Raw genomic sequence first — 26807 nt, 5'->3', positions numbered from 1 at the left:
CGGTGGCCTCGGCCGTCCACGTCCAACCCGGGTCGGGTGCCCGCTTCGACTGGGGGCTGACCGGGGCGGCGGAACTCGGCCGGGTCTGTGCCGTACTGGTGGTGGTGGACGTCCTGTCGTTCACCACCGCCGTCGAGGTCGCGGTCGCCCGGGGGGTGCGGGTCCACCCGTTCCCCTGGGGCGAGCAGGCGGCCGACTACGCGCGACGGGTCGGCGCGGTGGCGGCGGTGGGTCGTCGGCAGACCACCACCGCGCACCCGTGGTCGCTGTCCCCGGCGGCCCTGGGTAGCGCGCCCGCCGTCGCCGACCTGGTGCTGCCGTCGCCGAACGGCTCCGCGATCAGCGCCGCCGCCAGCGCCACCGGCCGACCGGTGGTCGCGGCCTGCCTGCGCAACGCCCGCGCCGTCGGACGGTGGCTGCACCACCAGGGGTACGGCACGACGGACGCCCCGGTCGGGGTGATCGCCGCCGGTGAACGCTGGCCGGACGGCACCCTGCGCCCCTCGGTGGAGGACCTGCTGGGTGCGGCCAGTGTGCTGGACGCCGTCTCCGGGGTGCCCGGTGGGTTGTCCGTGGAGGCGGCGATGACGCTCGCTGCCCTGGCCAGCACCCCGGACGTGCCGGCGGCGGTACGTGGCTGCGTCTCCGGCCGGGAGCTGATCGAGAGCGGCTTCGCCGGGGACGTCGAGGCGGCCGTCCAGCGGGACGTCTCGACCGTGGTGCCGGTGCTCCGCCAGGGTGTCTTCTCGGCCGGCTGACCCCGACCGGAAACGACAGTGGGCCGCCCCGATCCGTGTCGGGGCGGCCCACTGTCGTCGTTGTCGCCTGTGGGTCAGTCGTCCAGCCAGTCGAGGCGGCGTCCGCCCCGCTCCGGGGGCGGGCCGTCCGGCCGGGCCCGACCTGACGGCGGCTGGTCACGACCCGGCTGGCCCTGCTCGCCGTAGTAGCCGGCCTGCTGCTGGTCGTAGCCCTGCTGGTCGTACCCGCCGCCGCGCTGCTGCGGGGGTTCCTGGCCGTAGCCGCCCTGCTGCTGCTCGGCACCGTAGCCGCCGGCTTGGCCGTAGCCGCCGCCCTGCGGCGAGCCGTAGCCGGGCTGCTGGTCGTAGCCCCCGCCGCGCTGGTCGTAGCCGCCCTGCTGGTCGTACCCGCCCTGGTGGGTGCCGCCGCGCTGGTCGTACCCGCCGCCGCGCTGGTCGTAGCCACCCTGGTGGGCGCCCGTCGGCTGGTCGTACCCGGTCGGCTGGTCGTACCCGGTCGGCTGGTCGTAGCCACCGTGCTGGCCGCCCTGGTGGGCACCGGTCGGCTGGTCGTAGCCGCCGCGCTGGCCGCCGCCGTAACCCTGGGCCGGGCCGGCGTCGTAACCGGCCTGCTGACCGTAGCCGCCGCCGGGGTAACCACCTGTCGGTTCGGCACCCCGCCCGTAGCCGCCCTGCTCGGATTGGCCGTAGCCCCCACCCGCGCCCGGCTGGCCGTACGCGTCGGGCTCCGGCTGGTAGGTGCTCGTCGGGTACGGGTCGGCAGCCGGCGCGTACGCGGTGCTGTCGCCGGTGTACCGGCCGGTGGGCTCGTCGTAACGCTGGTCGCCGCCGTAGCCGCCGGCCTGCTCCTGCGCCGGGTAGCCGGCACCGGCCGTCGCCCCGTAGTCCCGACCGCCGTAACCGCCGCCGGAGGCGGGGGCGTTGCCGTAGCCGCCCCCGGAGGCGGGCGCGTTGCCGTAACCGCCGCCCGACGCGGGGGCGTTGCCGTAGCCGCCCCCGGAGGCGGGGGCGTTGTCGAAGCCACCGCCCGAGGCGGGGGCGGCACCGTAGCCACTCCCGGAGGACGGCGCGTTGCCGTAGCCACCGGCCGGGGGGTTCGCCGCGCCGTACGCGCCTGCGGCGGCACCCGCCGCGCCGGCCGCACCGTAGCCGCCACCGGAGGCGGGTGCGGCACCGTAGCCGCCCGGCTGGCCGCCGTAGCCGCCCTGGCCGCCGGGCTCGTCGCCGTAGCCGCCGGCACCGGCCCAGTTGTCCTGCGGTGCACCGTAGGGCTGCGGTGGCGCGCCATACGGGTCCGGCGGGACGTCGTCGACGACCGGCCGCTGCAACATCGTCGGCGCGTCGCTGAGCGCGGAACTGCCGACCATCGTCGGGTCGGGGCCGCCGCCGACCCGGTTGACCACCCGGGTCTGGTCGTCGGTGCCGCGTGGGCTCCGGGGGCCGGGGACGTCGCCCGCCGCAGCGGCGCCGGCCGGTCCGTTGCCGTCGTCGTCGGCGTTCTTGCGGCGGATCCAGAGCAGCACGATGGTGCCGACGCCGGCCGCCACCAGCAGACCGCCGAGCAGGATGATCAGGAAGGAGCCGAATCCGCTGTCGTCGTCCTGCGACGCGGCCTGCTGCTGCCCGCCTGTCGGTTCGGTGGACTCCTCGGTGGTCTCCTCGGTCGTCTCCTCCGAGGGGGTCGCCTCGACGGTGGTCGACGGGGTGGCGCTCGGGCTCACCTCGACCTTCAACGCCAGGCTGATCCGCTGGTTGCTCAGGCTCTGCCCGGCCCCCGCGCTGATCGGCTTGGTGGCGACGACGCCGTCCTTGCTGGCCCCGAGCACCATCGAGCCGGGCGCGATCGGGTTGGCGCTCGACCCGGTGATCCGGAAGTTGCCGCTGCCGTCGCTGGTGGTGTTGAACTGCTTGCCTGTCGAGTCCTCCAGGCCCACCACCGCGTTGGGCACCGCGTCGCCGGTGGCCGCCACGACCACCTTGCCGGAGATCGACTTCACAGTCGGCTTGTCCTGCGGCGGGGTGGTCTGCGGCGCGGCCTTGGCCACCAGGGTCACGGTGGTGCTGCCCGAATCTTCGCCGTTGGCATCGACGGCTCGGACAGTAATTTGGGCGGAGCCGTTGGACGCGTCGTCGGCGAGGGTGAAGCCGGCGCTGAAGTTGCCGCTCTGGTTGACCTTGCTGCGGTTGCAGCCGTTCACGCAGCGCAGCTTGCCATTGCTGGAGGTCACCGAGATGTCAACCGAAGCATCATCACTGACGGTGACTGAGAAGTTGACCTGGGTGGTCTTCCCTGCTTCGACGGAACTCGGGGACGCCGACACGTTGTTGACGCTCGGAGCGGCGAAAGCGGGTGTGGCGGGGACGGTGAGCAGGGCGCCGGCCACCAGCGCTACGACCACACCGGCCCGCTGCGTCCAGGCACGTCGGTGTGTTGACACGTCCACCGCCTTCCGGTCTGACTTCCCCGGCGGGGGCCGGGGATCATCACGGTACGAATACGCCGTCGGCAACTATGCCTTGTCTGACCGGATCGGCGCGACCCAGGGGCCAGCGTCACCCACTTCGACCTCGGGTCGTATCGTCCCGTCGTGTCCTCTCCGCACATTAAGTCCGCCGTGGTGCTGGCGGCGCTGACGGCGCTCGATGAGGGGCGTACGCCCGAACGTCAGGTGTACCGCGAGGCGGTCCGTACCCTTCTGACCGCCCTCGCGGAGCGTGCCCCCGGCCGATCGGTGGAGGTGCGTGTCCCACCTTACGGTGCAGTTCAATGCGTTCCTGGGCCTCGACACACCCGGGGCACCCCGCCCAACGTGGTGGAGATGGCGGCGGACACCTGGCTGGCGCTGGCCACCGGACGGCTGTCGTGGGGGCAGGCGGTCACGGACGGTCGCATACAGGTGAGCGGAAACCGGGCGGATCTCTCCGACCATCTGCCGCTCTAGCTGCGCCGTTCCGCCGGATGAGGTGACGGGGTGGAGGTGGATCGTGACTTTCTGTATCGACTCGTGTTCGCGTACACTGTCAGGCGACGACAGTGGTCCAGGGCCGAAAGGCGCGGAGCAGCCCCCCGGCTCCGCCAGGCCAGTCCAGACCAGCATGAGGGAGCGGCAGTGCCCCGAGGCGATGGCCGGCTGAGCCACGACCTTGACCCCCAGCGACCCGGCCCCCAGGACGCCTGCGGCGTCTTCGGCGTCTGGGCCCCGGGTGAAGAGGTCGCCAATCTCACTTATTTCGGTCTCTACGCACTCCAGCACCGGGGCCAGGAGGCCGCCGGCATCGCGGTGAGCGACGGCTCGGGTGTGGTGGTCTACAAGGACCTGGGCCTGGTGGCCCAGGTGTTCGACGAGCCGACGCTGAAGAGCCTGCGCGGCCACCTGGCGATCGGGCACGCGCGTTACTCCACCACCGGCGGCTCGACCTGGGAAAATGCCCAGCCGACCATCCGGTCGACGACCTCCGGCACCACGATCGCCCTGGCGCACAACGGCAACCTGGTCAACACCGCCGAGTTGCAGAAGGAGGTCGCCGAGCGCGGCCTGCTCGACGACGGGGCCACCAACGACACCTCCCTGGTGACCATGCTGCTGGCCAGCCGCCCCGACCTGTCGGTGGAGGCCGCCGCGCTGGAGGTGCTGCCGCAGCTACGCGGCGCGTTCAGCTTCGTCTTCATGGACGAGTCGACCCTCTACGCCGCCCGCGACCCGCACGGCGTCCGCCCGCTGGTGCTCGGCCGGTTGGAACGCGGCTGGGTGGTGGCCAGCGAGACCGCCGCGCTGGACATCGTCGGCGCGAGCGTGGTGCGCGAGGTCGAGCCGGGTGAGCTGATCGCGATCGACGAGGAGGGGCTGCGCTCCAGCCGGTTCGCCGCGCCGGAGCCCAAGGGCTGTCTCTTCGAGTACGTCTACATCGCCCGCCCGGACGCCACCATCGCCGGCCGCAACGTGCACGCCGCCCGGGTGCAGATCGGCCGGCAACTCGCCAAGGAGCACCCGGTCGAGGCGGACCTGGTGATCCCGGTGCCCGAATCGGGCACGCCGGCCGCCATCGGGTACGCCGAGGCGTCCGGCATCACCTACGGCGCCGGCCTGATGAAGAACCCGTACGTGGGGCGGACCTTCATCCAGCCGTCGCAGACCCTGCGCCAGCTCGGCGTACGACTCAAGCTCAACCCGCTGCGGGAGAACGTGCGGGGCAAGCGGCTGGTCGTGGTCGACGACTCGATCGTGCGCGGCAACACCCAGCGGGCGATCGTCCGGATGCTCCGCGAGGCGGGCGCGCTGGAGGTCCACGTCCGGATCTCCTCCCCGCCGGTGAACTGGCCGTGCTTCTACGGCATCGACTTCGCCACCCGGGCCGAACTGCTGGCCAACGGGTTGGACAACGAGGGCATCCGACGCTCGATCGGCGCCGACACCCTCGGTTACGTCTCGCTCCCCGGTCTCATCGCCGCGACCGAACAGCCCAGGAGCAGGCTCTGCCGGGCCTGTTTCGACGGGGAGTACCCGATCGACCTGCCGGCCGGGAACCTGATCGGCAAGCACGTGCTCGAAGGGGTGGGCCGGCGGGTCGCCGACGCCCCGGACACCCCGGAGCACCACACACCGCTCGTCGCCACTCCGGGCGGCGCGACCGCCCACCGCCCGTAGTACACCGGGGTCGCCCGGCCACCGTCGGCGCGGCACCGAGAACCACAAAGGGGAGAACCGTGACCTACGTGTCCGAGCGCAGCGGCGCAGGAAGCAGCCCGAGCGGCGCCGGTGGCGACCGTCAGCCCTGGACGGCGGGGACCGGCCGCACCACCCGCAAACGCTCGGTCTCGTACGCCGACGCCGGGGTGTCGATCGAGGCGGGCGACCGGGCGGTCGAGCTGCTCAAGTCGAAGGTGAAGGAGACCCGGCGGCCGGAGGTCATGGGTGACCTGGGCGGCTTCGCCGGCCTGTTCCGGCTGGACACCAAGAAGTACAAGAACCCGATTCTGGCGTCCTCCACCGACGGGGTGGGCACCAAGCTGGTCATCGCCCAGCAGCTCGACATCCACGACACGATCGGCATCGACCTGGTCGCGATGGTCGTCGACGACCTGGTGGCGTGCGGGGCCGAGCCGCTGTTCCTGCTCGACTACATCGCCACCGGCGAGGTCGTGCCGGACCGGGTCGCCGAGATCGGCGCGGGCATCGCCGACGGCTGCCGGTACGCCGGCTGCGCGCTGCTCGGCGGCGAGACCGCCGAGCACCCGGGCGTGCTGCGTCCCGACGAGTACGACGTCTCCGCGACCGGGGTCGGCGTGGTCGAGGAGAGCGAGATCCTCAGCCCGGACCGGGTCGAGGTGGGCGACGTGGTGATCGCGATGCGCTCGTCCGGCCTGCACTCCAACGGCTACTCCCTGGTCCGGCACGTGCTGCTCGGGGCCGGCCGGATGCGGCTGGACGTGGTGATCGACGACTTCGGCCGGCAGCGCACCCTCGGCGAGGAGCTGCTCACCCCGACCAAGATCTACGCGCAGGACTGCCTGAAGCTGATCACCGAGGCGGAGGTGCGCTCGATCGCCCACGTCACCGGCGGCGGCATCCCCGGCAACCTGGTCCGGGTGCTGCCCGAGCACGTCGACGCGGTGGTCAACCGGGCCACCTGGAAGCCGCAGCCGATCTTCGACCTGATCCAGTCCAAGGGCCGGATCGACGACCCGGAGATGGAGTCGACGTTCAACATGGGCGTCGGCATGTTCGCCATCGTCTCCGCCGAGGACGCCGACCGCGCGCTGGCCACCCTGGCCGGCCGGGGTGTGGACGCCTGGCAGGCCGGCGAGATCATCGAGGGCACCGGCAACGTGCAGATGATCGGCCAGCACACCCGGGGCTGACCGGCGGGGCTGCTCGGCCGGACGCCTGGTCGGGGGTTCACCCGAGCGGCCGTCGCCGCCTAGCCTGAAGGACACTTCGGGCATGGGGGAGGAGGGTCGATGGCTGCTCGGTGCCGGTCCGTGACGGGCATGCAGGGGATCGCGGCGATCCCGTCGTACGTGGTGATGCAGCCGACGACGCTGTGCAACCTCGACTGCGCGTACTGCTATCTGCCGCACCGGTCGGCCGACCGGCGGATGCCGCTCGCGGTGGCCGAGGCGGTCGCCGCCGCGGTGACCCCGTGGGTGGCGCGGGGGCGGTTCTCGGTGGTCTGGCACGGTGGTGAGCCGCTCGCCGCCGGCCGGGAGCACCTGGCGGCGCTGATCGCCGCGTTCCCCGCCGGGGTGGAGCACCACGTGCAGACCAACGCCACCCTGATCGACGACGCCTGGTGCGCGTTCTTCGCCGCGCACGGGGTGCGGGTGAGCGTGAGCGTGGACGGTCCGGCCGCCCGCAACGGCGACCGGGTGACCCGGGCCGGCCGGCCGGCGTACGACCGGATCGTCCGGGGGGTCGCGGCGCTGCGCCGGTACGGTCTGCCGTTCTCGGCGCTGGCGGTGGTGAGCCGGCCGACGCCGGGGCTCGCCACCGAGCTGTACGACTACTTTCTCGACCTGGGGTGTGACGTGCTCGGGTTGAACATCGAGGAGACCGAGGGGGTCAACACCCGCAGCAACGCGCACGACGCGGCGGCGGTGACCGCGTTCTGGGCGGAGCTGGTGGCGGCCTGGCGGCGGGCACCGAGGGTGCACCTGCGTGAGGTCGAGTGGTCGCTGCGATATGCGGCGGCGGTGCTGGCCGGCGCGGAGGGCGACCTGCTGCCCCGGCAGCTCGACCCGATCCCGACGATCGGCCACGACGGCTCGGTGACCGTGCTCTCCCCCGAGCTGGCCGGCTTCACCGACGCCCGGTACGGCGACTTCAGCAGCGGTAACGTGCTGGCCACCCCGCTGGCCGAGATCCTGGCCGGGGCGGCGGGAACGGGCTGGGTGGGTGAGTTCCTCACCGGCGTCGAGGCGTGCCGGTCGTCCTGCCCGTACTTCGGCTTCTGCGGCGGTGGCCACGCGGCCAACCGCTACTTCGAGCAGGGGCGGTTCGACGGTACGGAGACCGAGCACTGCCGCAACAGCAAGATCCGCCTATTGGAGGGAGTGTTGGAGCATGCCCGAGACCACGAGTCACCAGCCGGCTGAGCGGGTCGGGGTCGGCCCGGACCAGGTCGCCGACCGGGTGCGGGAGGCCGCTTCGGGGCTCTCCGCCCTGCTCCACGAGGCCGAGGCCGCGCGTCGCCACCGGGCGGAGGTGTCGGACCCGGAGGGTGCCGGCGCGGTCTGCGCCTGGAACCACTTCGAGAACATTCCGACCTTCTACAACTGGAACAACCGGCCGCGCTGAGCGGTGGTGACCGGCCTCGCCGTACGGCGACGGGCCCCGGCCACCCCGATCAGGGACCGCGCCTACCTGCCGGAGCGTGTTCCGGGGGTGGCGGGTCCCTGATCGTCGGTGGTGACGCTGCTCTGGTCGGGCACATGCGTGAGCACGCGGAAAGTTGCCGCGTGCTCAGTGTGACCGGAGGTCAGCGGGTCGGAGGAGCCCAGGGGTCCGGGTCGTCGTCCGCATGATCCTCATCGTCGTCGTCGACATACTCTTTGTAGTCGTCGTCGAAGTGCTGCTCAGACTTCCCACCAGCACCCGCCAGTTCGCGCTGCAAGGCGGTGAGGTCGGTGTTCGGGGAGTGGTACTTCAACTCCCGCGCCACCTTCGTCTGCTTGGCCTTAGCACGGCCGCGCCCCATGGCTCGACCCCCTCGCACAGAATGCGGGGCAGCCCGAAGGCGGGCCCCGATGACGTCAGGCATCTCTCGTGGCTCTTACGGTACATGGGGATGCCACCGTTCGGCACCTCGGGTTACCGTCTGCCGGCCCTGCGCGTCGCAGTCACCCACCCGTCACCGAGTGTACCCGGTAAGGGGTCAGTGGCGAACCGCCCATGACGCCGGTCAAGCAGCCCCAAAAGCCGCGAAACGCCATGCTAGCGCGTGGTCCACCCGCCGGGGCCGACAGCCGCACGGAAACCGGGCCGGTACGGGTGGTCGCCTCCCGGGCGCGGACCGTCACCGCGCCCGGGACGCGCGCTCAGCCCAGGTGGATGGCGCGCAGCCGACCCACGTCGGCCATCCGGCGCTCGGCCAGCCGGTCGGCGGCCACCGCCGGCGGCACCCCCTCGTCGTCGGCCAACCGGAGGATCTGCCGGGTGGTGTCGAAGATCCGGGTGGCCCGCAGCTTGGCCCGGTCGAAGTTGAAGCCCTCGATCTCGTCCGCGACCTGGATGACCCCACCGGCGTTGACCACGTAGTCGGGGGCATAGAGGATGCCCCGGTCGGCGAGGAGCTTCTCGATGCCGGGATGGGCGAGCTGGTTGTTGGCCGCGCCGGCGACCACCCGGGCCCGCAGGGCCGGCACGGTGTCGTCGTTCAGGGCGCCGCCCAGCGCGCACGGGGCGTACACGTCGATGTCGGCGGCGACCAGCGCGGAGGCGTCGGCGACCAGGGCGACCCCGGGGTGGTTGGTCCGCGCCCACTCCAGCGCCCGCGGGTCGACGTCGGTCGCCACCACCTCGGCCCCGTCGTCGACCAGGTGCCCGGTCAGGTGCCTGCCGACCTTGCCCAGCCCGGCCACCCCGACCCGGCGTCCGCGCAGGCTCGGGGTGCCCCAGACGTGCTCGGCGGCGGCCCGCATCCCCTGGAAGACGCCCCAGGCGGTGAGGACCGAGGAGTCGCCCGCCCCGCCGTGCTCCACGCTGCGCCCGGTGACGTACCGGGTCTCCCGCGCGATCACGTCCATGTCGGCCACGTAGGTGCCCACGTCACAGGCGGTGTAGTAGCGCCCGGCCAGGGACTGCACGAACCGTCCGTACGCGCGCAGCAGCGCCTCGCTCTTGACCTGGTTCGGATCGCCCCAGATGACCGCCTTGCCACCGCCCAGGTCCAGCCCCGCCAGCGCGTTCTTGTACGCCATCCCGCGCGACAGGTCCAGCACGTCGGCCAGCGCCGCCTCCTCGCTGGCGTACGGGTAGAACCGGGTGCCGCCGAGCGCGGGCCCCAGCGCGGTCGAGTAGATGCCGATGATCGCCTTGAGGCCGCTCTGCCTGTCCTGACAGAAGACGACCTGCTCGTGGCCGGCCGGTCCGGGGTCGTCGGTGCTCACGAATACGCCCATGGCTCGCTCCTGTGTCGGTGTACGCCCTTGTGGGGCGTGGACCCGGTCGCCGGCGGGGATGCTGCCGGCGCTGGTCAGCCTAATATCGGTCGGGAACCGGGCCGTCGTCCACGTCGTGCGCCACCGGGCCGGCCGGGAGCCGCCCGCCGGGTGTTCCGGTCGCGCACGACGGCAGCGGCACCGGTACCGGGTTTCGTGAAAGGATCGCGCGGTGCCGTCGCTCTTCGCTTCTTACCTGCGCGTGTACGAGCCGCTGACCGCCTTCGACCGGGACCGTCAGTCGTACTGGCGACGCTACGTTCGGGAGGGGCGGGCGGTGGCCCCGTTGGAGGGTCCGGGCCGGCAACGGACCGCGGTCATCGCGGCCCTCGGCGCGGGCTGGACCCGGCTGCCCGACCTGCCTGACGAGGCGTACGTGCTGGAGGTCGACGACGCGCTGCTGGTCTGCCCGTGGAACCTGCGGGTCCGGGTGGCCGAGGCGGCCCTGAGCGCCCGGGAAGGGGTGCCGTCGGTGATCGCCGACGCGTTCGTCCCACCGATTCTGGCCGGGCAGGCCAAGACGGTGGTGGAGGACTGGCGCAGCGGCGCCCGGGTGCTGGAGCACGGGGTGCCCCGGCTGCACGAGCAGATCGCGACCTGGGGCGTGCCGCTGCGGTGGTTCGTGCTCGTCGAGGCGGGCGAGCGGGAGCTGGTCACCCGGCCGGAGCGGCGGACGCTGCGCTACCGCACGGAGATCTCCAAGGCCCGGCGGCGGGCCTCGCGGGCGCTGTCGGTGCTCAAGAAGTCGGTCGGGGCCGCGCCGATCACCGAGGCGGTCGAGGAGGCCGCCCGCTGGCTGGAGGAGTTCCATCCCCGCTCGGTGGTCGAGTTGGACTACGGCGGCCTGGTGCAGTTGCTCTCCGACGAGACGCTCGCCGCTGACGATTCGCCGGAGTTGGTGGCAGGCGGCCTGGCCGGGCTCTCCCGGGGCGAGACCGACGAGGCGTCGGCGGCGTACGACCGGTTGGTGGCCAGGTGGCGCGCGATCCAGCTGCTGGAGCGGTGCAATTAACCAGATATCGCCCATTCCTCCTGTCAATTATGAGTCATACTCGTAGTTGACGCATCACGAACCGTGATCATGAGTCCGAATAAGGTACTTTCTGCCGTGTAAAAGTCAGATAAATCGGGCATGGTTCATCCGTCCGTCTAGGGACCTTCGGCCGTTCGGCCCATGTCGGACATCGGGGACTAGCCGGACCATGGGAGACGCGTCGGCCGGCGGGACCCCGGCCGATGTCTATCCATGTGGAGGAGTGACCGATGGCATCGCGAACGCACGAACCAGAGCCGCTACTCACGCCGGCCGAGGTGGCGTCGATGTTCCGTGTCGACCCGAAGACGGTGACCCGGTGGGCCAAGGCGGGGAAGCTCAGCGCGATCCGAACCCTGGGCGGACACCGTCGGTACCGTGAGTCGGAGGTGCGGGCGTTGCTACAGGGCCAGATCCCCCAGCAGCGCCAGGGGGACTGACCCGGTCAGAACGTTACGGACCTCAGGGGCGGGCGGACGTCGCAGCAGCGACGTACCACCGCCCCTGAGTCGTTCTCCACCCCCGGGCAGTGCCACCGGCGTGGCCGGCACCCGGTCACCCGGGCGGAGCGGTCAGGCTGATCCGGATGCCGACGGTGCCCGCCTCGCCCCGGCGCAGCCGGCTGCCGAGCAGGGTCAACCGCCCCAGCAGCCGGTACTTGCGCTTGAGCAGGTCGCGTACCCGGCCGCTCTCCTGCGGGCCGCAGAGCACCGCGTGACCCGGCACCGCCTCACCCAGCGGACGGCCGCGCACGTCGCACGGGGCCACCGTCACCGTGCCGTCCCGCCTGATCCGCTTGACCTTGCCCGAGTCGGCGACCGTCCAGACCGCCAGCGTGTCGTCGTCGCGGACCGCCCAGACCGGGGTGGACACCGCACGGCCGTCCTTGCGGAACGTCGTCAGCAGGACGTACTTCTCCGCCGCCAGGCGGTCCAGGTCGGTCACGCCGCCCAGGATACGGCGGCCGGACCCGGATAGCGTGCAGGCCGTGAGCGGAGAACCTCGACTCGGCGACGTGTTCGGCGAACTGCTGCGCGACGCGTACGCGGTGCACACCGGGATCGGCCCCCGGCCGCTGGTCGGCGGACGGCTGCCCCGACCGGTCATCGAGATCATCGAACGGGACGACGGACTGGTCAACGGGGCCCCCGCCGCGCACTACCTGGACGGGCCGGAACACTGGCAGCCGTACGACCACCGGGCCGTGGACCGGACCCGGGGTGCCACCCTGGACGTCGGGGTGGGCGGCGGGCGGATCGCGCTGCTGCTCCAGGAGCGCGGCATCCCGGTGACCGGGCTGGACACCTCGCCGGGGGCGCTGCGGGTCAGCCGGCACCGGGGGGTCCGGGACCTCGTCCTCGGCACCGTCGACGAGCACGTCGCCGACGGCCGGCGCTACGACACGTTCCTGCTGCTCGGCAACAACCTGGGGCTGTTCGAGGGGCGGGAGCGGGCCCCGGCGTTCCTCGCCGCGCTGGCCGCCCTGGCCCGGCCCGGCGCGCAGGTCATCGCGCACGGCACCGACCCGTACGGCACCACGGATCCGGTGCACACCGGCTACCACGAGCGGAACCGGCGGCGGGGTCGACTCGGCGGGCAACTGCGGCTGCGGCTGCGCTACCGCGAACTGGGCACCGAGTGGTTCGACTACCTGGTGTGCTCCGCCGAGGAACTGGCCGAGCTGGTCCGGGGCACCCCGTGGCAGCTGACCGACGTGGACGACCGCGACGCCCCGTACTACCTGGCCACCCTTCGGTTGCGTGGCAGGTGAGCGGGGGCCCGGTCGGGCCCCCCGCCCTCCGGTCAGACCTGGACGGTCGGCGGGAGCTGCTCCGGGGGGAGGCCACCGTCGCCGTCGACCACCTCGTCCGGGGTGCCGTCCTCGTCGAGGTCGACCATGGTGATGTCGACCTTGCCGTCGCCGTCGGTGTCGAACTGGAACAGGTCCGCCCGGCCGTCGCCGTCGGTGTCCACCACCCACACGTCGGTCTTGCCGTCGTTGTTGGTGTCGGCGCGGAGCAGGTCGACGCGCTCGTCGCCGCGCGTCTCCACGACCGCCGTGCCGTCGGTGGTGCCGCTGTCCACGGTCTCCGGTGCCTGGCTCATGTCGACTGGTTCCTTCCCTTGACGTTGGGCCGTCAGTACCCGGTGCGGCGGTCCCCCACGCATGCCGCCGGGAACGGTGCTGCATAGGGTCGCACCCATGAGCCAGCGGAGCGAGCGGCAGGGCGTGCCGGAGACCCCGCACGCCGCCGTACGCAGTGAGGGAGCGTCCATGAGTCGTCTTGTCGTCGTCGGGGCCGGCACGATGGGGCTCGGCATCGCCTACGTGGCGGCCGGCGCGGGCTACCCGGTCGAACTGGTCGAGGTGGACCGGGGGCGGGCCGAGGCCGCCGCCGTCCGCCTCGACGAGCTGTGTGAACGGGCGGTGCAGCGCGGGAAGCTCGCTGCCGACGAGGCTGCCGCGCAGCGGGCCCGGATCACCCTGCGCGGCGCGCTCGCCGAGGTCGCCCCGGCGCCGGAGGTGATCGTCGAGGCGGTGCCCGAGCGGCCCGACCTGAAGCGGTCGGTGCTCGCCGAGGCCGAACGGCTGCGCCCGGCGCTGCTGGGCAGCAACACCTCCAGCATCCCCATCGGTGAGCTGGCGCAGGGGCTGGCCCGGCCGGAGTCCTTCCTCGGGTTGCACTTCTTCAACCCGGTCTGGGCGATGACCCTGCTGGAGGTGGTGGTCGGCGCGGCCACCGCGCCGGAGACCACCGCGGCGGCGGTCGCGCTCGCCGGTCGGCTGGGCAAGGACCCCGTCGTCGTACGCGACCTGCCCGGCTTCGCCACCTCCCGGCTCGGGGTGACCCTCGGCCTGGAGGCGATCCGGATGGTCGCCGACGGGGTGGCCGCACCGGCCGACGTGGACAAGGCGATGGTGCTCGGCTACCGGCACCCGGTCGGCCCGTTGGAGCTGACCGACCTGGTCGGGCTCGACGTGCGGCTGGACATCGCCCGGACCCTCCAGGCCGCCTACGGTGACCGGTTCGCCCCGCCCCCGCTGCTGGTCGAGATGGTCGCCGCCGGAAAACTCGGCAAGAAGTCCGGCCAGGGCTTCTACGTGTGGAAGGACGGTCGCCGGCAGTGAGCGGGCTACGGGTGGAGGAACTGCCCGACCGGGTGGTGGTGACGCTGGACCGGCCGGAGAAACGCAACGCCATCGACGCCGACCTGATCGGCGCGTTGCACGACGTCTGCGCCGCGCTGGAGGCCCGGCCCCGGCTGCTGCTGCTCACCGGCGGCACCGACGGGCTCTTCGCCGGTGGGGCCGACATCGGTCAACTCCGCGAGCGGGGCCGGCTGGACGCGCTCGCCGCGATCAACTCGGCCGCCTTCGCCCGGCTGCGGGCGCTGCCGATGCCGAGCGTGGCGGCCGTGGACGGCCCCGCGCTGGGCGGCGGCGCGGAACTGGCGTACGCCTGCGACCTGCGGGTGTGCACGGCACGGGCGGTCTTCGGCCAGCCGGAGGTGCGGCTGGGCATCCTGGCCGGCGCGGGGGCGACCCACCGGTTGCCGGCCCTGGTCGGTGAGGGCCGGGCCAAGGAACTGCTCTTCACCGGCCGCCGGGTGGACGCCGACGAGGCGCTGCGGATCGGCCTGGTCAACCGGGTGGTGGCCGAGCCGGCCGAGCTGCTGCCCACGGCACACGGGCTGCTCGACGAGATGGCGAAGGGTTCCGCGCTGGCGCTGCGGCTGACCAAGCTCGCGGTGGACGCCCCGCCCGGTGCCCACCCGCAGCTCGACCTGGTCAGCCAGGCGGTGCTCTTCGAGGACGAGGAGAAGCACCGCCGGATGACCGAGTTCCTGGAGCGTCGCCGGCCCCGGTGAGCCGGGAGCGGGGGCGGCACCGGACCGGTGCCGCCCCCGCCGGTGTCAGTGGCGGATCGGCACGCCCGCGTCGGCCAGCGCCTTGATCAGCCCGGCGGACTCACCGAAGCCGATGACCAGGACCGCCTCCGGCTGGTAGTTCTTGATCTCGCCGGCCAGGCTGCCGAAGTCGACGGGCGGGGCCTTGGCGTCGGCCGGCGGCTCGTAGGTGAGCAGCTTCACCCGGTCGTTGCCGAAGCCGGCCCGCTCCAGCTCGGCGCGGACGGTCTCCTGGAGGCCCTCGCCGTAGGAGTCCTTACGGGCGACCACCACGATCTTGTGCGGGCCGTCGCGGAGGATCACGTCGGCCAGCGCCCGGCCCTGGAGGCTGTCCGGCGGCGCGGTCCGGAAGTAGAGGCCCTTGTCGTCGGCCTGGCTCAACCCCGCATCGGTGTTGGACGGCGAGAAGAGGATCTTGCCGGCCGCCACCACGTCAGGCAACACGGCGGCGGAGATCCCGGACGCGGCGGCCCCGATGATGACCTGCACCTTGTTCTTGACGTGCGAGGCCACGGTGGCCTTGGCCACGGCCGGGTTGGTGCCGTCGTCACCGTCGAACCAGGTCACCGGATCACCGAGCACCCCACCCGCGGCGTTGATCTCCTTGATCGCCAGCGCCACGCCGGCGGCCAGCGGCGGATAGGCCAGGGCCAGGTCGCCGGTCTTGGGCAGCAGGCCGCCGATGATCAGCGGGGAGCCGTCGCTGCGGTCGTTGCCCCCGCCCCGCTGCTTCTTCGCCTTCGGTGCGGCCTTGGTGCTGACCCCGGACTCGTCCCCGGCACCGACGAACTCGGTCTTCGCGTCGTTGATCTTCTGGTTGTCGAAGTGCAGGGTGGCGTAGCTGGCGGTGGCCGGCTCCCCGAGATCGGTGAAGCCGGCCCGGTTCAGCGACGGGCCACGGTATTCGATGTCCTGACCGTCCCGGGCCAGGGCCAGGCAGCTCGCCGCGTCGGTGCAGCGCTGGCCGTTGGTGGTCACCCCGACGATCTGCTTGGCGATGTCGGCCGGATCGGTGCTGCCGGCGAGCTGGGCGGCCAGCGCGCTGATCATGACCGCGTCGTACGACTCCGCCGCATAGAGGTAGTCGGTCAGCTTCGAGTCGACGGTACGGAGCCGCTGCTTGAAGTCGTCGCTGAGCGGCGTGAGCGGGGTGGTGCCCTTCATGCCGTCGACGAGGTCGGCCCGGTCCTTCAACTCGGCGGCGAAGGAGTTCTGCATGTTGCCGTCGGTGCCGTACAGACGCACCTGCGGAGTGGCCGCCTCCTCGGGCTTGTCGGTCGTTCCACACGCGCTGACGGCGAGCAGCAACGACGCACAGGCCGCCAGGATGGCCGCGCGCGGGCCGCGGGTTACGAGCATGGTGGTCCTTCCTCCGGCGCAGGTCCGGTGCGCACCATAGCGTGCCGGCAGGGGCCGTGGGAGCAGGGAGGCGGCCCCCGTCGCCGGCCCGACAGTGCAACGCACGCTCCGTCACGCTGTGCCGGCAGGTGGTCACCGTTTCCGGGGTCCGCCCGCTTGACCTGGCGTCCTACTGTGCCGCAGGTGACCGACGTACCGGATCAGACGCTCGCCGACGCTACCGCCGTACTCCATTCGGCGCTGAACGGGGACGGCGACGCCGTGGTCGGCACATTCGACGCCGTGGTGGACCGGTCGGGGCTCGCCGGGGCCTACACGGTCGCCTGGACCCTGGCCGCGACGATGGTCGGTGACCCGCCGCCGCCCGGCAGCTGCGCGTTGGACTTCCCCGGCATCGACGAGGCAGGGTACGACACCCGCTGGGTGGCCCGGTTCGTCAGCGCGTACGCCAACCACGACGCCGACACCGGCGAGGCGCTGTTCGGGGCGGCGGTCGCCGACGGGCAACTGCCGGACTGCCTGCTCACCCTCGCCGGCTCGGCGGTGGCGACGCTGCGCAGCCGGGCCGGCTGACCCACCCGGCCCCACCGCCCGTCCCCACGGCGGCAGGGCCGACGGCAGGGTTCAGTACGCGTGGTACGCCACCAGCGGCTCGTACTCGTAGCGCAGGTTGGAGAAGCGGACCTTGAAGTTCGCGCCGTCGCGCACGTTGGTGGCGACGGTGATCCAGTCCGACTTCGCCGGCAGGTAGGTGAGGTAGTTGCACTTGCTGGTCTTGTCGATGAAGACCACGCACGCCTCGGTGCCGAACTCGCTGCTGTTCTTGACGTTGACGTCCTGGCACCTGGTGCTCGCCTTGTAGGGCCCGGCGTCTCCACCCCACCCGCCGACCTGGAAGTACGAGCGGACCGCCCCGCCGTAGCAGGTGGCGGCCGACGCGAAGAGGTTCGCCTCCGGCGCGGCGTGCGCGGGTGCGCCGTACCAGAGCAGGGGCAGGGTGGCGACGATCGCTGTCAGGCGGGCGGTCCGGGATGCCATGGTGGTGCCTCCAGGGAAGAGGACGGACCCTGTGTCGTGGACAGGGCGCGGTGAGTGGCGATGATATCTGTCGATCTCCGATCCCGCTGTGACAGACCGGTGAACCTTCTGTGGTACCAGTGACGCATGTCCGAGGCGATGCTCAGCAAGGTGCGCAAGCTCCTGGCCCAGGCCGAGGACCCGGCCTGCACCCCCGCCGAGTCGGCCGCGTTCACCGCCAAGGCCACCGAGTTGATCGCCCGGTACGGCGTCGACCGGGCCCTGCTGGCCGCCCGCGACCCGACCACCGACCCGGTCGGCGACCGGGTGGTCGACGTCGTCGCCCCGTACGCCAGGGACAAGGCCGGGCTGCTCGCCGCGGTGGCCGACCCGCTGCGCTGCCGCTGCGTACGCCGACCCGACGGCAGCGGGTTCGTGCTGCACCTGTTCGGCTTCGCCAGCGACCTGGAACGGGTCGACCTGCTCTTCACCTCGTTGCTGGTGCAGGCCGCGCACGGGCTCGCCGGCACCGTGGTCCCCTCCGGCGAACACCCGGCCGCGTTCCGCCGCTCCTGGCTGGCCGGCTTCGCCCGGGTGGTCGCCGAACGGCTCCGGGCCGCCGAGGCGGGTGCGGCGGCCGAACGCGGCACGCCCTCGGTCGCGCTGGTGCTGGCCGACCGCTCGGACCGGGTGGCCCGCCGGGTCGCCGAGGTCTATCCCCGGCTACGGACCGCGCCGACCCGCCGGCTCGCCGGCTCCGGGTTCGGCGCGGGCGCGGCGGCCGGCCACCGGGCCGACCTCGGCGGTCCCGATCCGGTCGGCCGCCCGACCGGTCGGACACCCCTCGGTGGCCCGCCCCGCTGACCGGCCTGGTTCTCCCGGGTCGGGCCGGCGGACCTCGGCCGCGTGGCGTCGCTCAGCGCGGGTCGGGGACGGCCCGGGTGAGGGTGTCCAGGTAGCGGCCGAGCAACTCGTGCCAGCCGGCGGTCAACGCCGCGCGGTAGCCCTCGGCGGCCTCACCGTGCCTGTCGAAGTGGCGGTGCTCCAGCTCGATGCGGGTCCGCCCCGACTCGTCCGGCAGGAACAGCACCTCCACCTCGCTGGCCCGCGCCGGATCGGGCACCGGCACCCGGTCGGGGCCGAGCTGCCAGGTGAAGACGAGCCGCCGCGGCGGGTCCCAGGTGAGCACCCGTCCCCAGTCGCCCCGGAAGCCGTACGGGCCGATCTCGTAGAGCATGCCGCCGGCCCGGGGTTCCATCCCTAGCTCGGCCAGGGCCGCCGGCCCCGACCAGGTGTACTCACGGACCCACCAGTCGGCCAACGAGCCGGTGAAGACCGCGAACGCCCGCTCGGCGGGGGCGGGGACGAGGAGCGTGGAGCGCAGCGAGTACCGGTCGACGTCCTGACGGACGCCTTCCGGATTCACGTTCTCCTGCCCCATAGGCCCGGACCATACCGGCTGGGGGTGCGCTCTGCAGCGCCCCTTACCGGCTCTTTTCGGTCAGTGGGCAGCCAGCGACCCAACGAGGGTGCTGGATCTTCCGGGGTGGGTCGCCTGCTGCGGTGGTCGATGCCGGGGCAGGGCCGGATACACGAAAACGGTGACCGCGTTTCCGCAGGTCACCGTTTTCTGTAGCCCGGCGAAAGGCTATGTGGCCAGGGGCGGGGTCGAACCGCCGACCTTCCGATTTTCAGTCGGACGCTCGTACCAACTGAGCTACCTGGCCTGGTGCTTCGGGACATGGTACCCGGAGGGCGGGTTATCCGCCGACAGGGTGCCTCGCCCCGATACGCAGAACGCCGCGCACTGGTACACGCGGCGTCGGCGCTGGCGGTCCTGACGGGACTTGAACCCGCGACCTCCGCCTTGACAGGGCGGCGAGCACTCCAACTGCTCCACAGGACCTTGCTCTGTTGCCTCCGGCTGAGCCGGACCGTGCCCCCAACGGGATTCGAACCCGTGCTACCGCCTTGAAAGGGCGGCGTCCTGGGCCGCTAGACGATGAGGGCGGCCCCGCCATCATTGCACACTCGCAACTTCAAGCGGACTTGCTCCCATCCGGCCCCGCCGGAGGCATGAGAAGCATATGCCATGCCCCGGCGGTCGACCAAACCGGTATGCCCGCCGGGGTGCGGCCCGGCAAAGCAGCAGGTCAGCGAGGTGGAGCGATGCCGAAACGGCGCTTGAGGTCGCCGATGACCTGCGGCACGGCACCCAGGGTGCGGCTCCGGTCGCCCCCGCCGTCGTGCATCAGCACCACCGCACCGGGGCGGGAGGCACTCCTGATCCGCCCGGAGATCACCCCGGACGTGGGCTTCGCCCAGTCCTGGGGGTCGACGGTCCAGTGCAGCGACCGCATGCCGAGTTCCTTGGCGACCTGCACCACCTCCGGCGTCCACCGGCCACCCGGCTGGCGGTAGAACGGCACCTTCGCGCCCGGGACCGCCTTGGTGATGGCCTGGTTGGTGCGCACCAGGTCGGCCCGGATGTCGGCGACCGGCCGGCGGCCCAGGTCGACGTCGTGGTGCCAGCTGTGGTTGCAGAGCTGGTGCCCCTCCCGGACGATCCGGGCCACCAGCTCCGGGTGCTTGCGCACCTGGGTGCCGACCACGCAGAACGTCGCCTTCACCTTGTTCGCCCGCAGCTGGTTGAGCACCCGGGGCGTCCAGGTCGGGTCGGGGCCGTCGTCGAAGGTCAACGCCACCGCGCGTACCCCGGTCGCCTTGCGCAGCCCGGCGGGGAGCGTCTTGGGCTTAGGCCGGAGCCGGGGCTTCGGCTTGGTGGGCGACGGCTTCGGGGACGGGGTGTGGGCCGGCTCCGGTGCGGTGGTGGTCGGGGCGGGCGCCGCTGCCGGCCGGACGTTCCGGTGCTGGTCGCCGCAGCCGGCGACCAGCAGGAGCAGGCCGAGGGCGACCGCCAGAACGGGGCGTGAACGCATCGTCACTCCGGGGGATGGGGTACGCGGACGGCCCCGACGGTAGTTCACGAAAGCGAAATATGTCAGGCCCGGTCGGCCCCCGTCGACTGGTCCAGCGAGTCCCGTACGGCCAGCGCGAGCGAGACCGCCTCGGCCAGGTCGACCGGGCGGACCACCCCGGCGGGCAGCGTGTCGGCCCGCCAGCCCGGCCCGGCGGCGAGCACCAGCAGCGGCCGGCGGGGCACCGCGAGCAGTGCGGACAACTGCGCCGGATCGGCGGTCGGCCGGGTGTGCGACCAGACCACCACCGCCGCCGGCCCGGTCCGGTTGACCGCCTCGACGAGTGCCGCCGCCGGCACCCGGGCACCGAGCATCCGGTAGGCCACCCCCGCCTCGGCCAGCGCTGCGGCGAGCGCCTCCAGCGGCAGGGTGTGCTGCTCCTCGTCGGCGCAGGAGAGCAGGATGCGGGCCGGTCCGGTGGCCCGGCCGGACCGGGCGACCGCCGCGAACGCCTCGGAGACGCACCGGGACACCAGGTGCTCCACGTCGATCAGGCCGGCGGTGGCGACGTGCCGTTCCCCGATGCCGGCCAGCACCGGCCGGAGCAACCCCTCCCAGGTGGCGACGACCCCGTCGGCGGCCAGGGCGTGCGAGATCGTGTCGCTGATCACTTCCGCGTCCAGCCGCATGGCGGCGCGGGCCAGTCCCCGGGCCGCCGGTCCGGCCCGGCCGACCGGGATGGTCTGCCCGCCGCCGTCCCGGCCGTTGCCGGCCCGTAGCCGGGAGGTGACCCCGGGGCCGGGGACGACCGGCCCCTGTTTCGCCCAGCGGGCCGCCTCCGCCGGGGTTACCCCCTCGGCGGTGAGCTTGCGCATGATCTCCAGGCGGGCCAGGTCGGCAGGCGTGTAGCGCCGGTGGTGGCCCGGGACGTGCTGGCTGGGGCCGAGGCCGTAGCGCTGGTGCCAGGTGCGCAGCGTGGTGACCGCCACACCCAGGCGGCGTGCCACGGCCCCTGCGCTCAGCGGCTCATCGGCCACCCGACCGCTCCGACGCGTGGTCCACCCGGTGGCCGGACGGGGTGGCGGAGGCGGCACGGGGGCCGCCTGCGGGGGCGTCGGGGCCGGCCGGAGCCGGGTGGAGCAGCCGGCTCACCACCCCGCCGAGCCAGGGGGCGTACGCGCGCGGATCGGCGTCGATCTCGGCCAGCAACCGGGTCGGGTCAGCCCAGCGCAGCTCGGCCACCTCGTCCGGATCGGGTGCGAGAGGCAGGTCGACGGGCACGTCGGCCCGGAGCACGTGGTCGTACTCGAACTCGACCCGACCGGTGGCCGGGTCCTCGGCGTAGTAGAGGTAGACACCGACCCCGGTCAGCGACACCGGCCCGGTGCCCAGTTCCTCGGCGAGCCGGCGGTTGGCCGCCTCGGCCAGGGACTCGCCCGGCAGCGGGTGCCCGCAGCAGGAGTTGGCCCAGCGCAGCGGGAACCGGGTCTTCACCTCGGCCCGTCGTTGCAGGAGCACCCGGCCGTCCGGGTCGACCAGCAGCACCGAGAAGGCCCGGTGCAGCTGGCCGGGCGCCTGGTGGGCGGCGGCGACGGTGGCCTCACCGAGCACCTGACCGGTGTCGTCGACCAACTCGACGAGGTGGCCCTCCCGGGATTTCACGTGGTCACCGACCCGCGCCGGTGATGCGGTTGGCGGCCAGCTTGCCGGAGATCAGCACCATCGGCACGCCCACGCCCGGCTGGGTGCCGGAACCGGTGAAGACCACGTTGGGTAGGCCGCGGTGCAGGTTGGACGGGCGGAACGGCCCGGTCTGGAAGAGGCTGTGCGCGGCGGCGAACGGCGTACCGGCGGCCATTCCCTGCTCCTCCCACTCGGCGGGGGTGATCGTACGCAACACCTCGATGCCGGCGCCGAACCCGACGTACCCGCGTTCCTCCAGGGTGGTGACGAGCTGGTCGGCGTAGCGCCGGCTCAGGTCACCCCGCCAGTCGAACGGGGCCCGGTCGAGGTTGGGCACCGGGGCCAGCACGTAGTAGGTGTGCCGGCCGGCCGGGGCGACCGACGGGTCGGTCCGGCTCGGGTTGGTGACCAGCAGCGAGGGGTCGGTCATCAGCTCGCCGCGCCCGATCACCTCGTCGAAGGTGCCCTTCCACGACCGTCCGAAATGGATGTTGTGATGAGCGATCTTCCCATACCCCTGGGTCGATCCGACGTGCAGGACGACGCAGGATGGCGAGTAGGTCAGCTTCCGCTGCCGACCCTCGGGCAGCAGGTCGCGGTAGGCGACCGGCAGGTCCGGGTTGAGCACCACCACGTCGGCCGGGACCAGTTCGCCGTCGGCGGTGACCACGCCGGTGGCGCGGCCGTTGGCGGTCTCCACCCGGGCGACAGTGGTGTCGTAGCGGATCTGGACGCCGTGCTTCTCGGCCGCGCCGGCCATCCCCCTGGCGACGGCGTGGATGCCGCCGCGCGGGAAGTAGACCCCGGCCACCGAGTCGAGGTACGCGATGACGCTGTAGATGGCCAGCGCGTCGTGCGGCGCGAGCCCGGCGTACATCGCCTGGAAGGAGAAGATCCGCTGGGTGCGGGGATCGGAGAAGAACTGGTTGATCTTGGTCTGGAGGCGGCGGAACGCCCCGTTCGCCAGCAACTTCAGCAGGTTGCCGGTGAGCAGGTCGGTCGGGGCGTCCAGGTTGCGGTCGATGAAGTCGGCCCGCTCCCAGTTCCACAGGTTGCGGGCGTAGTCGACGAACCGCAGGTAGCCGTCGGCCTCGCGGGGTCCGCAGACCCGGGAGATCTCGGCCGCCATCCGCGCGGTGTCGGTGATCACGTCCAGGGTGGAACCGTCCGGGTAGTAGGCCCGGTAGGCGGGGTCCAGCGGGGTCAGGTCGAGCCAGTCGTGCAGTTCCTCGCCGACCGCGCCGAGCGCCTCGGCGATCAGGTCGGGCATGGTGAGCACGGTGGGGCCGGTGTCGAACTCGTACCCGTCGACGCTGAGCCGCCCGGCCCGGCCGCCCGGCACCGGTTCGCGTTCCAGCACGGTCACCTGCCGGCCGCTGCCGGCCAGGTGCAGCGCGCACGCCAGCCCACCCAGGCCCGCGCCCACGACCACCACCCGGTCCGTACGTCCCGTCACGGTCCGCACGCGACCACCTCCTTCACGAAGTTGCCCATCATGCCCGCCGCGTGGTGGCGGCGGTGGCGAGACCGGTCAGCGCGGTGCGCGCGGTCTCGTCGATCGACGCGGTCTCCAGCGCGGCCAGCGCGTCGGCGACCCGGTCGGAGATCATCAGTTCCACCCGGGCGACCGCCCCGGTGTCGGCGACGAGTTCGGCCAGCCGGGCCAGCTCCCGGCCGCCGGTGACGCCGCCGGCCCGCTCCAACGCCCGCCGCTGGCTGCCGGTGGCGAGTTGCCGGGCGAGCATCAGCAGCGTGGTCGGCTTGCCGGTACGCAGGTCGTCGCCGGCCGGTTTGCCGGTGGCGGCCGGGTCGCCGTAGACGCCGAGCAGGTCGTCGCGGAGCTGGAACGCCTCGCCGACCGCCAGCCCGTAGCGGGTGTACGCGGCGATCAGCGGCGTGTCGGCGTCGGTGCCGGCCAGGCAGGCGCCGAACAGCAGCGGACGCTGCACGGTGTAGCTGGCCGTCTTGTAGCGGGCCACCCGCAGCGCCCGGTCCACCGACCAGTTCGCCGCGTCGTTCTCGCCGAGCACGTCGAGGTACTGCCCGGCGATGGTCTCGACCCGCATCTGGTCGTAGCAGCGCCGCACCTCCATGAGCCGGGACGGCGGCACGGTGGCGTGGGCGAGCAGCCGGTCGGCCCAGACCAGGCAGAGATCGCCGATGAGGACGGCGACCGACTCGCCGAACCGGTGCGGGTCGCCGGTGTGGCCGGCGGTGACGTGCCGCTCGGCGGCGGCCCGGTGCGCGGTGGGCAGGCCGCGCCGGGTGTCGGAGGCGTCCATCACGTCGTCGTGCACCAGAGCGAAGGTGTGCAGGAGTTCCAGTGCGGCGAGCGCGGGCAGCACGGCGGGCAGCGGCTCGTCGCTGCCCACCACCCCCCGCCAGCCCCAGTAGGCGAAGGTCGGGCGGACCCGCTTGCCGCCGGCCAGCACGCAGTCACGTGCCGTCGCGGCGAAACCGCCCATCGCTGCGTCGATCTCGGTCAGCGCGTCGACCTCACGGGCGAGGAACGCCGACAGCGTGTCGTCGACGCTGTTGACCAGGTCGCGGGCGTAAGCGGCCAGTACGCCGCGGACCGGATCGTCCGTCGCTTCCGGCTGTGCCGGTGCGACGCGGAGCGCATTACCCGCAACTGCGTCGTTGGCCATGTGGGGGAGCGTACCCTAGGGTTACGAGTTGCGTCGATTGCTGCGTCGAATCCGAGGAGGCCCGGTGGACACCGATCTCACCGCTGCCTATGCCCGCTCCCAGGAGCTGCACCGACACCACGGCCGCACCTACTATCTCGCCACCCGGCTGCTGCCCGCTTGGAAACGGCGGCACGTGCACGCCCTGTACGGATTCACCCGCTACGCCGACGAGATCGTCGACCGCACCGAGGACCTGCCGCCCGCCGAACGCGCCGCCCGGCTGGACGCCTGGGGTGCCCGTTTCGTCGCCGGCCTGCACGGCGAACCGGTCGACGACCCGCTGCTGCCGGCGGTGCTGCACACCATCGCCGTGTTCGACCTGGACCGCGCCGACTTCGCGTCGTTCCTGCGCAGCATGGCGATGGACCTGACCGTCATGTCGTACCCGACCTACGACGACCTGCTCGACTACATGGAAGGGTCGGCCGCGGTCATCGGGACCATGATGCTGCCCATCCTCGGCAGCTCCGATCCGGCCGCCGCCCGGGAACCGGCCCGGCAGCTCGGGTTCGCCTTCCAGCTCACCAACTTCATCCGGGACGTCGCCGAGGACCTCGACCGGGGCCGCACCTACCTGCCCGACGAGGACCTGGCCAAGTTCAACGTCACCCGCGAGGACCTGCTCGCCGCGCGGGCCGCCGGCCGCAGCACCGACCGGATCCGCGACCTCGTCGAGTACGAGGTCACCCGCGCCCAGGCCCACTACGCCGCCGCCGCACCGGGCATCACCCTGCTCGCCCCCGCCTCCCAGGCGTGCATGCGCACCGCCTACGCCCTCTACGGCGGCATCCTCGACGAGGTCGCCGCCCAGGACTACGACGTGTTCGTCCAGCGGGCCGTGGTGCCCCAGCGGCGACGGCTGGCGGTGGCCGCGAAGGCGCTGCTCACCCGTACCGGCACCCCGGTCGTGGTGCCCGGCCCGGCGGTGTCGTGAGCGGCCGTACGGCGGTCGTGCTGTTCACCCGCGACCTGCGGGTGCACGACCACCCGGCACTGGCGACGGCCTGCGCCGCCTTCGACCGGGTGGTGCCGCTGTACGTCCTCGACCCGGCCCTGGCCGGCCACTCGCCCAACCGCAACCGGTTCCTGCACCAGTGCCTCGCCGAACTGCGGGACACCCTGCGCGGGCTCGGCGGCGACCTGGTGATCCGCCGGGGCGACCCGGTGGCCGAGACGATCCGGCTCGCCCGCGAGGTCGACGCCGAAGGGATCGGCCTCTCCGCCGACGTCAGCCGCTACGCCCGCCGTCGGGAACGCCGGCTGCGCGCCGAATGCGACAGGCACCGGCTGTTCCTGCGGTTGTTCCCCGGCGTCACCGTCGTCGAACCGGGGGAGCTGCGGCCCGGCGGCGGCGACCACTACCGGGTGTTCACCCCGTACCACCGGGTCTGGTCGGGGGCGCGGTGGCGGGAGGAGCTGGCCGCGCCCCGGCGGGTCACGCTGCCGGACGGGATCGCCGTCGGTCGGCTCCCGGCGGCACCGAAGGGCGAGTCGCCGGACGCCGCGGTCGGCGGCGAGTCCGTCGGGCGACGCCGGCTCACCAGGTGGTTACCCACCCTTCCCCGGTACGACGACATCCACGACGACCTGGCCGCCGACGAGACCTCCCGACTCAGCCCGTACCTGCGGTTCGGCTGTCTGTCTCCGCTGACGGTGGCGAACCGGGCCGACGACCGGGGGCACTCGTTCGTCAGGCAGCTCTGCTGGCGGGACTTCTACCACCAGGTCACCGCCGCCTTCCCGGAGATCGCGGTCAAGGCGTACCGGCGCGGGGCCACCGAGCAGTGGCGGTACGACGCGGCGGCGCTGGACGCCTGGGCCGACGGCCGCACCGGCATGCCGATCGTCGACGCCGGGATGCGCCAACTGCACGCCGAGGGCTGGATGCACAACCGGGCCCGGCTGATCACCGCCGGCTACCTGACCAAGGTGCTCGGCCTCGACTGGCGGCCCGGCCTCGCGGTCTTCTCCCGGTGGCTGCTCGACGGCGACGTGCCCGACAACTCAGGCAACTGGCAGTGGGTGGCCGGCACCGGCAACGACAGCCGCCCCTACCGGGGCCTCAACCCCGTCCGCCAGGCCGAACGCTACGACCCCGACGGCGGGTACGTGCGCCGCTGGGTGCCGGAGCTGGCGACGGTCGCCGGCAAGGCCGTGCACCAGCCGTGGCGGCTGCCCCCCGAGGTACGCCGCACCATCGACTACCCGCCGCCGCTGGAGGTGCCCGGCGCCGACCCGGTCTGGCTGCGCTGATCCGGGCCGGCCCCGCTGCCCGGTCCGGTC

Annotated in this window: 28 protein-coding genes and 3 tRNA genes; 15 read left to right on the top strand and 16 right to left on the bottom strand. The window is 72.9% G+C overall.

Features of this window, described 5'->3' with window-relative positions; all coding sequences use genetic code 11:
- The first annotated feature begins 2 nt into the window (after positions 1 to 2).
- Positions 3 to 758: a 2-phosphosulfolactate phosphatase gene (locus ACWCHM_RS27550; RefSeq protein ID WP_454220404.1), complete on the top strand. Its 756-nt coding sequence runs from the start codon at positions 3 to 5 to the stop codon at positions 756 to 758.
- Between the two features lie 74 nt (positions 759 to 832).
- Here ACWCHM_RS27550 and ACWCHM_RS27545 read toward each other — a convergent pair whose 3' ends face one another.
- Complete coding sequence (locus tag ACWCHM_RS27545; RefSeq protein WP_454220402.1) at positions 833 to 3196, bottom strand: carboxypeptidase regulatory-like domain-containing protein; 2364 nt, start codon at positions 3194 to 3196, stop codon at positions 833 to 835.
- A 150-nt stretch (positions 3197 to 3346) separates the two neighbouring features.
- Between ACWCHM_RS27545 and ACWCHM_RS27540 the strand changes: the two genes are divergently transcribed.
- The 5 genes from ACWCHM_RS27540 to amcA all read left to right on the top strand — a co-directional run bounded on the left by ACWCHM_RS27540 (position 3347) and on the right by amcA (position 8053).
- Entirely contained in the window at positions 3347 to 3700 is a 354-nt protein-coding gene (locus ACWCHM_RS27540; protein WP_454220401.1) for a sterol carrier family protein, read from the top strand.
- 168 nt (positions 3701 to 3868) lie between these two features.
- Positions 3869 to 5404: an amidophosphoribosyltransferase gene (gene purF / locus ACWCHM_RS27535; RefSeq protein ID WP_454220400.1), complete on the top strand. Its 1536-nt coding sequence runs from the start codon at positions 3869 to 3871 to the stop codon at positions 5402 to 5404.
- Positions 5405 to 5463: 59 nt separating this feature from the next.
- Positions 5464 to 6618 carry a phosphoribosylformylglycinamidine cyclo-ligase gene (purM, locus tag ACWCHM_RS27530; RefSeq protein ID WP_204958528.1) on the top strand — a complete coding sequence of 385 codons (1155 nt, stop codon included), beginning with the start codon at positions 5464 to 5466 and terminating at the stop codon, positions 6616 to 6618.
- 129 nt (positions 6619 to 6747) lie between these two features.
- Positions 6748 to 7851 carry a cyclophane-forming radical SAM peptide maturase AmcB gene (gene amcB / locus ACWCHM_RS27525; protein WP_454223194.1) on the top strand — a complete coding sequence of 368 codons (1104 nt, stop codon included), beginning with the start codon at positions 6748 to 6750 and terminating at the stop codon, positions 7849 to 7851.
- A complete protein-coding gene (gene amcA, locus ACWCHM_RS27520; protein WP_204958530.1) occupies positions 7820 to 8053 on the top strand; it encodes a multiple cyclophane-containing RiPP AmcA in 234 nt (77 codons plus the stop codon). The genes amcB and amcA overlap by 32 nt, the downstream gene beginning before the upstream one ends.
- A gap of 181 nt (positions 8054 to 8234) precedes the next feature.
- Here the strand turns inward: amcA and ACWCHM_RS27515 are convergent, their stop codons facing one another.
- Both ACWCHM_RS27515 and ACWCHM_RS27510 read right to left on the bottom strand, forming a co-directional pair.
- Entirely contained in the window at positions 8235 to 8453 is a 219-nt protein-coding gene (locus tag ACWCHM_RS27515) for a DUF3073 domain-containing protein (protein ID WP_088641959.1), read from the bottom strand.
- A 340-nt stretch (positions 8454 to 8793) separates the two neighbouring features.
- Positions 8794 to 9876: a Glu/Leu/Phe/Val family dehydrogenase gene (locus ACWCHM_RS27510; RefSeq protein WP_204958531.1), complete on the bottom strand. Its 1083-nt coding sequence runs from the start codon at positions 9874 to 9876 to the stop codon at positions 8794 to 8796.
- A 211-nt stretch (positions 9877 to 10087) separates the two neighbouring features.
- Between ACWCHM_RS27510 and ACWCHM_RS27505 the strand changes: the two genes are divergently transcribed.
- Positions 10088 to 10927: a hypothetical protein gene (locus ACWCHM_RS27505; protein ID WP_204958532.1), complete on the top strand. Its 840-nt coding sequence runs from the start codon at positions 10088 to 10090 to the stop codon at positions 10925 to 10927.
- 251 nt (positions 10928 to 11178) lie between these two features.
- The gene (locus tag ACWCHM_RS27500; RefSeq protein WP_007073996.1) at positions 11179 to 11388 is read left to right on the top strand and encodes a BldC family transcriptional regulator; all 210 of its coding nucleotides are present in this window, start codon (positions 11179 to 11181) and stop codon (positions 11386 to 11388) included.
- A 115-nt stretch (positions 11389 to 11503) separates the two neighbouring features.
- On the opposite strand, the gene ACWCHM_RS27495 is transcribed toward ACWCHM_RS27500, so the two are convergent.
- Positions 11504 to 11893, bottom strand: a complete 390-nt coding sequence (locus ACWCHM_RS27495) for a PPOX class F420-dependent oxidoreductase (RefSeq protein ID WP_204958533.1) — start codon at positions 11891 to 11893, stop codon at positions 11504 to 11506.
- 43 nt (positions 11894 to 11936) lie between these two features.
- On the opposite strand from ACWCHM_RS27495, the gene ACWCHM_RS27490 reads away from it, so the two are divergent.
- The gene (locus tag ACWCHM_RS27490) at positions 11937 to 12719 is read left to right on the top strand and encodes a class I SAM-dependent methyltransferase (RefSeq protein WP_204958534.1); all 783 of its coding nucleotides are present in this window, start codon (positions 11937 to 11939) and stop codon (positions 12717 to 12719) included.
- 32 nt (positions 12720 to 12751) lie between these two features.
- Here the strand turns inward: ACWCHM_RS27490 and ACWCHM_RS27485 are convergent, their stop codons facing one another.
- Positions 12752 to 13054 carry a hypothetical protein gene (locus ACWCHM_RS27485; RefSeq protein ID WP_204958535.1) on the bottom strand — a complete coding sequence of 101 codons (303 nt, stop codon included), beginning with the start codon at positions 13052 to 13054 and terminating at the stop codon, positions 12752 to 12754.
- 169 nt (positions 13055 to 13223) lie between these two features.
- On the opposite strand from ACWCHM_RS27485, the gene ACWCHM_RS27480 reads away from it, so the two are divergent.
- Positions 13224 to 14078, top strand: coding sequence for a 3-hydroxyacyl-CoA dehydrogenase family protein (locus ACWCHM_RS27480; RefSeq protein ID WP_204958947.1), 855 nt, complete (start codon positions 13224 to 13226; stop codon positions 14076 to 14078).
- A complete protein-coding gene (locus ACWCHM_RS27475) occupies positions 14075 to 14818 on the top strand; it encodes an enoyl-CoA hydratase/isomerase family protein (protein WP_281901381.1) in 744 nt (247 codons plus the stop codon). Before ACWCHM_RS27480 ends, ACWCHM_RS27475 begins: the two co-directional genes overlap by 4 nt.
- A gap of 45 nt (positions 14819 to 14863) precedes the next feature.
- Here ACWCHM_RS27475 and ACWCHM_RS27470 read toward each other — a convergent pair whose 3' ends face one another.
- A complete protein-coding gene (locus ACWCHM_RS27470) occupies positions 14864 to 16216 on the bottom strand; it encodes an ABC transporter substrate-binding protein (RefSeq protein ID WP_204958537.1) in 1353 nt (450 codons plus the stop codon).
- A 183-nt stretch (positions 16217 to 16399) separates the two neighbouring features.
- Between ACWCHM_RS27470 and ACWCHM_RS27465 the strand changes: the two genes are divergently transcribed.
- On the top strand, positions 16400 to 16789 hold the full coding sequence (locus tag ACWCHM_RS27465; RefSeq protein WP_281901378.1) for a hypothetical protein: 390 nt from the start codon (positions 16400 to 16402) through the stop codon (positions 16787 to 16789).
- A gap of 51 nt (positions 16790 to 16840) precedes the next feature.
- Here the strand turns inward: ACWCHM_RS27465 and ACWCHM_RS27460 are convergent, their stop codons facing one another.
- The gene (locus tag ACWCHM_RS27460; RefSeq protein WP_281901377.1) at positions 16841 to 17254 is read right to left on the bottom strand and encodes a hypothetical protein; all 414 of its coding nucleotides are present in this window, start codon (positions 17252 to 17254) and stop codon (positions 16841 to 16843) included.
- A 126-nt stretch (positions 17255 to 17380) separates the two neighbouring features.
- Between ACWCHM_RS27460 and ACWCHM_RS27455 the strand changes: the two genes are divergently transcribed.
- Positions 17381 to 18097, top strand: coding sequence for a DUF2786 domain-containing protein (locus ACWCHM_RS27455; RefSeq protein ID WP_421489689.1), 717 nt, complete (start codon positions 17381 to 17383; stop codon positions 18095 to 18097).
- A gap of 52 nt (positions 18098 to 18149) precedes the next feature.
- Here the strand turns inward: ACWCHM_RS27455 and ACWCHM_RS27450 are convergent, their stop codons facing one another.
- From ACWCHM_RS27450 to ACWCHM_RS27410, 9 genes are all read right to left on the bottom strand, one after another.
- Positions 18150 to 18674: an SRPBCC family protein gene (locus ACWCHM_RS27450; protein ID WP_204958541.1), complete on the bottom strand. Its 525-nt coding sequence runs from the start codon at positions 18672 to 18674 to the stop codon at positions 18150 to 18152.
- A gap of 212 nt (positions 18675 to 18886) precedes the next feature.
- Positions 18887 to 18960 (bottom strand) — tRNA-Phe (locus ACWCHM_RS27445).
- Between the two features lie 102 nt (positions 18961 to 19062).
- Positions 19063 to 19139: transfer RNA gene (locus tag ACWCHM_RS27440), tRNA-Asp, on the bottom strand.
- Between the two features lie 31 nt (positions 19140 to 19170).
- Positions 19171 to 19243, bottom strand: a tRNA-Glu gene (locus ACWCHM_RS27435).
- 143 nt (positions 19244 to 19386) lie between these two features.
- The gene (locus tag ACWCHM_RS27430; RefSeq protein ID WP_204958542.1) at positions 19387 to 20172 is read right to left on the bottom strand and encodes a polysaccharide deacetylase family protein; all 786 of its coding nucleotides are present in this window, start codon (positions 20170 to 20172) and stop codon (positions 19387 to 19389) included.
- A 62-nt stretch (positions 20173 to 20234) separates the two neighbouring features.
- On the bottom strand, positions 20235 to 21188 hold the full coding sequence (locus tag ACWCHM_RS27425) for a MerR family transcriptional regulator (RefSeq protein ID WP_204958543.1): 954 nt from the start codon (positions 21186 to 21188) through the stop codon (positions 20235 to 20237).
- On the bottom strand, positions 21178 to 21813 hold the full coding sequence (gene idi / locus ACWCHM_RS27420) for an isopentenyl-diphosphate Delta-isomerase (protein WP_204958544.1): 636 nt from the start codon (positions 21811 to 21813) through the stop codon (positions 21178 to 21180). The genes ACWCHM_RS27425 and idi overlap by 11 nt, the downstream gene beginning before the upstream one ends.
- Positions 21814 to 21817: 4 nt before the next feature.
- Complete coding sequence (gene crtI / locus ACWCHM_RS27415) at positions 21818 to 23299, bottom strand: phytoene desaturase family protein (protein ID WP_454220398.1); 1482 nt, start codon at positions 23297 to 23299, stop codon at positions 21818 to 21820.
- Between the two features lie 28 nt (positions 23300 to 23327).
- Positions 23328 to 24482: a polyprenyl synthetase family protein gene (locus ACWCHM_RS27410; RefSeq protein ID WP_204958546.1), complete on the bottom strand. Its 1155-nt coding sequence runs from the start codon at positions 24480 to 24482 to the stop codon at positions 23328 to 23330.
- A gap of 64 nt (positions 24483 to 24546) precedes the next feature.
- Here ACWCHM_RS27410 and ACWCHM_RS27405 point away from each other — a divergent pair, with 64 nt between their 5' ends.
- The gene (locus ACWCHM_RS27405; RefSeq protein WP_281901369.1) at positions 24547 to 25458 is read left to right on the top strand and encodes a phytoene/squalene synthase family protein; all 912 of its coding nucleotides are present in this window, start codon (positions 24547 to 24549) and stop codon (positions 25456 to 25458) included.
- A complete protein-coding gene (locus ACWCHM_RS27400) occupies positions 25455 to 26777 on the top strand; it encodes a cryptochrome/photolyase family protein (protein WP_454220397.1) in 1323 nt (440 codons plus the stop codon). The genes ACWCHM_RS27405 and ACWCHM_RS27400 overlap by 4 nt, the downstream gene beginning before the upstream one ends.
- Positions 26778 to 26807 lie beyond the last annotated feature (30 nt).

The organism is Micromonospora sp. SCSIO 07396 (assembly GCF_053667945.1).
Note: the sequence above shows the minus strand (reverse complement) of the source record. Positions and strands in the feature narration are given on the sequence as shown.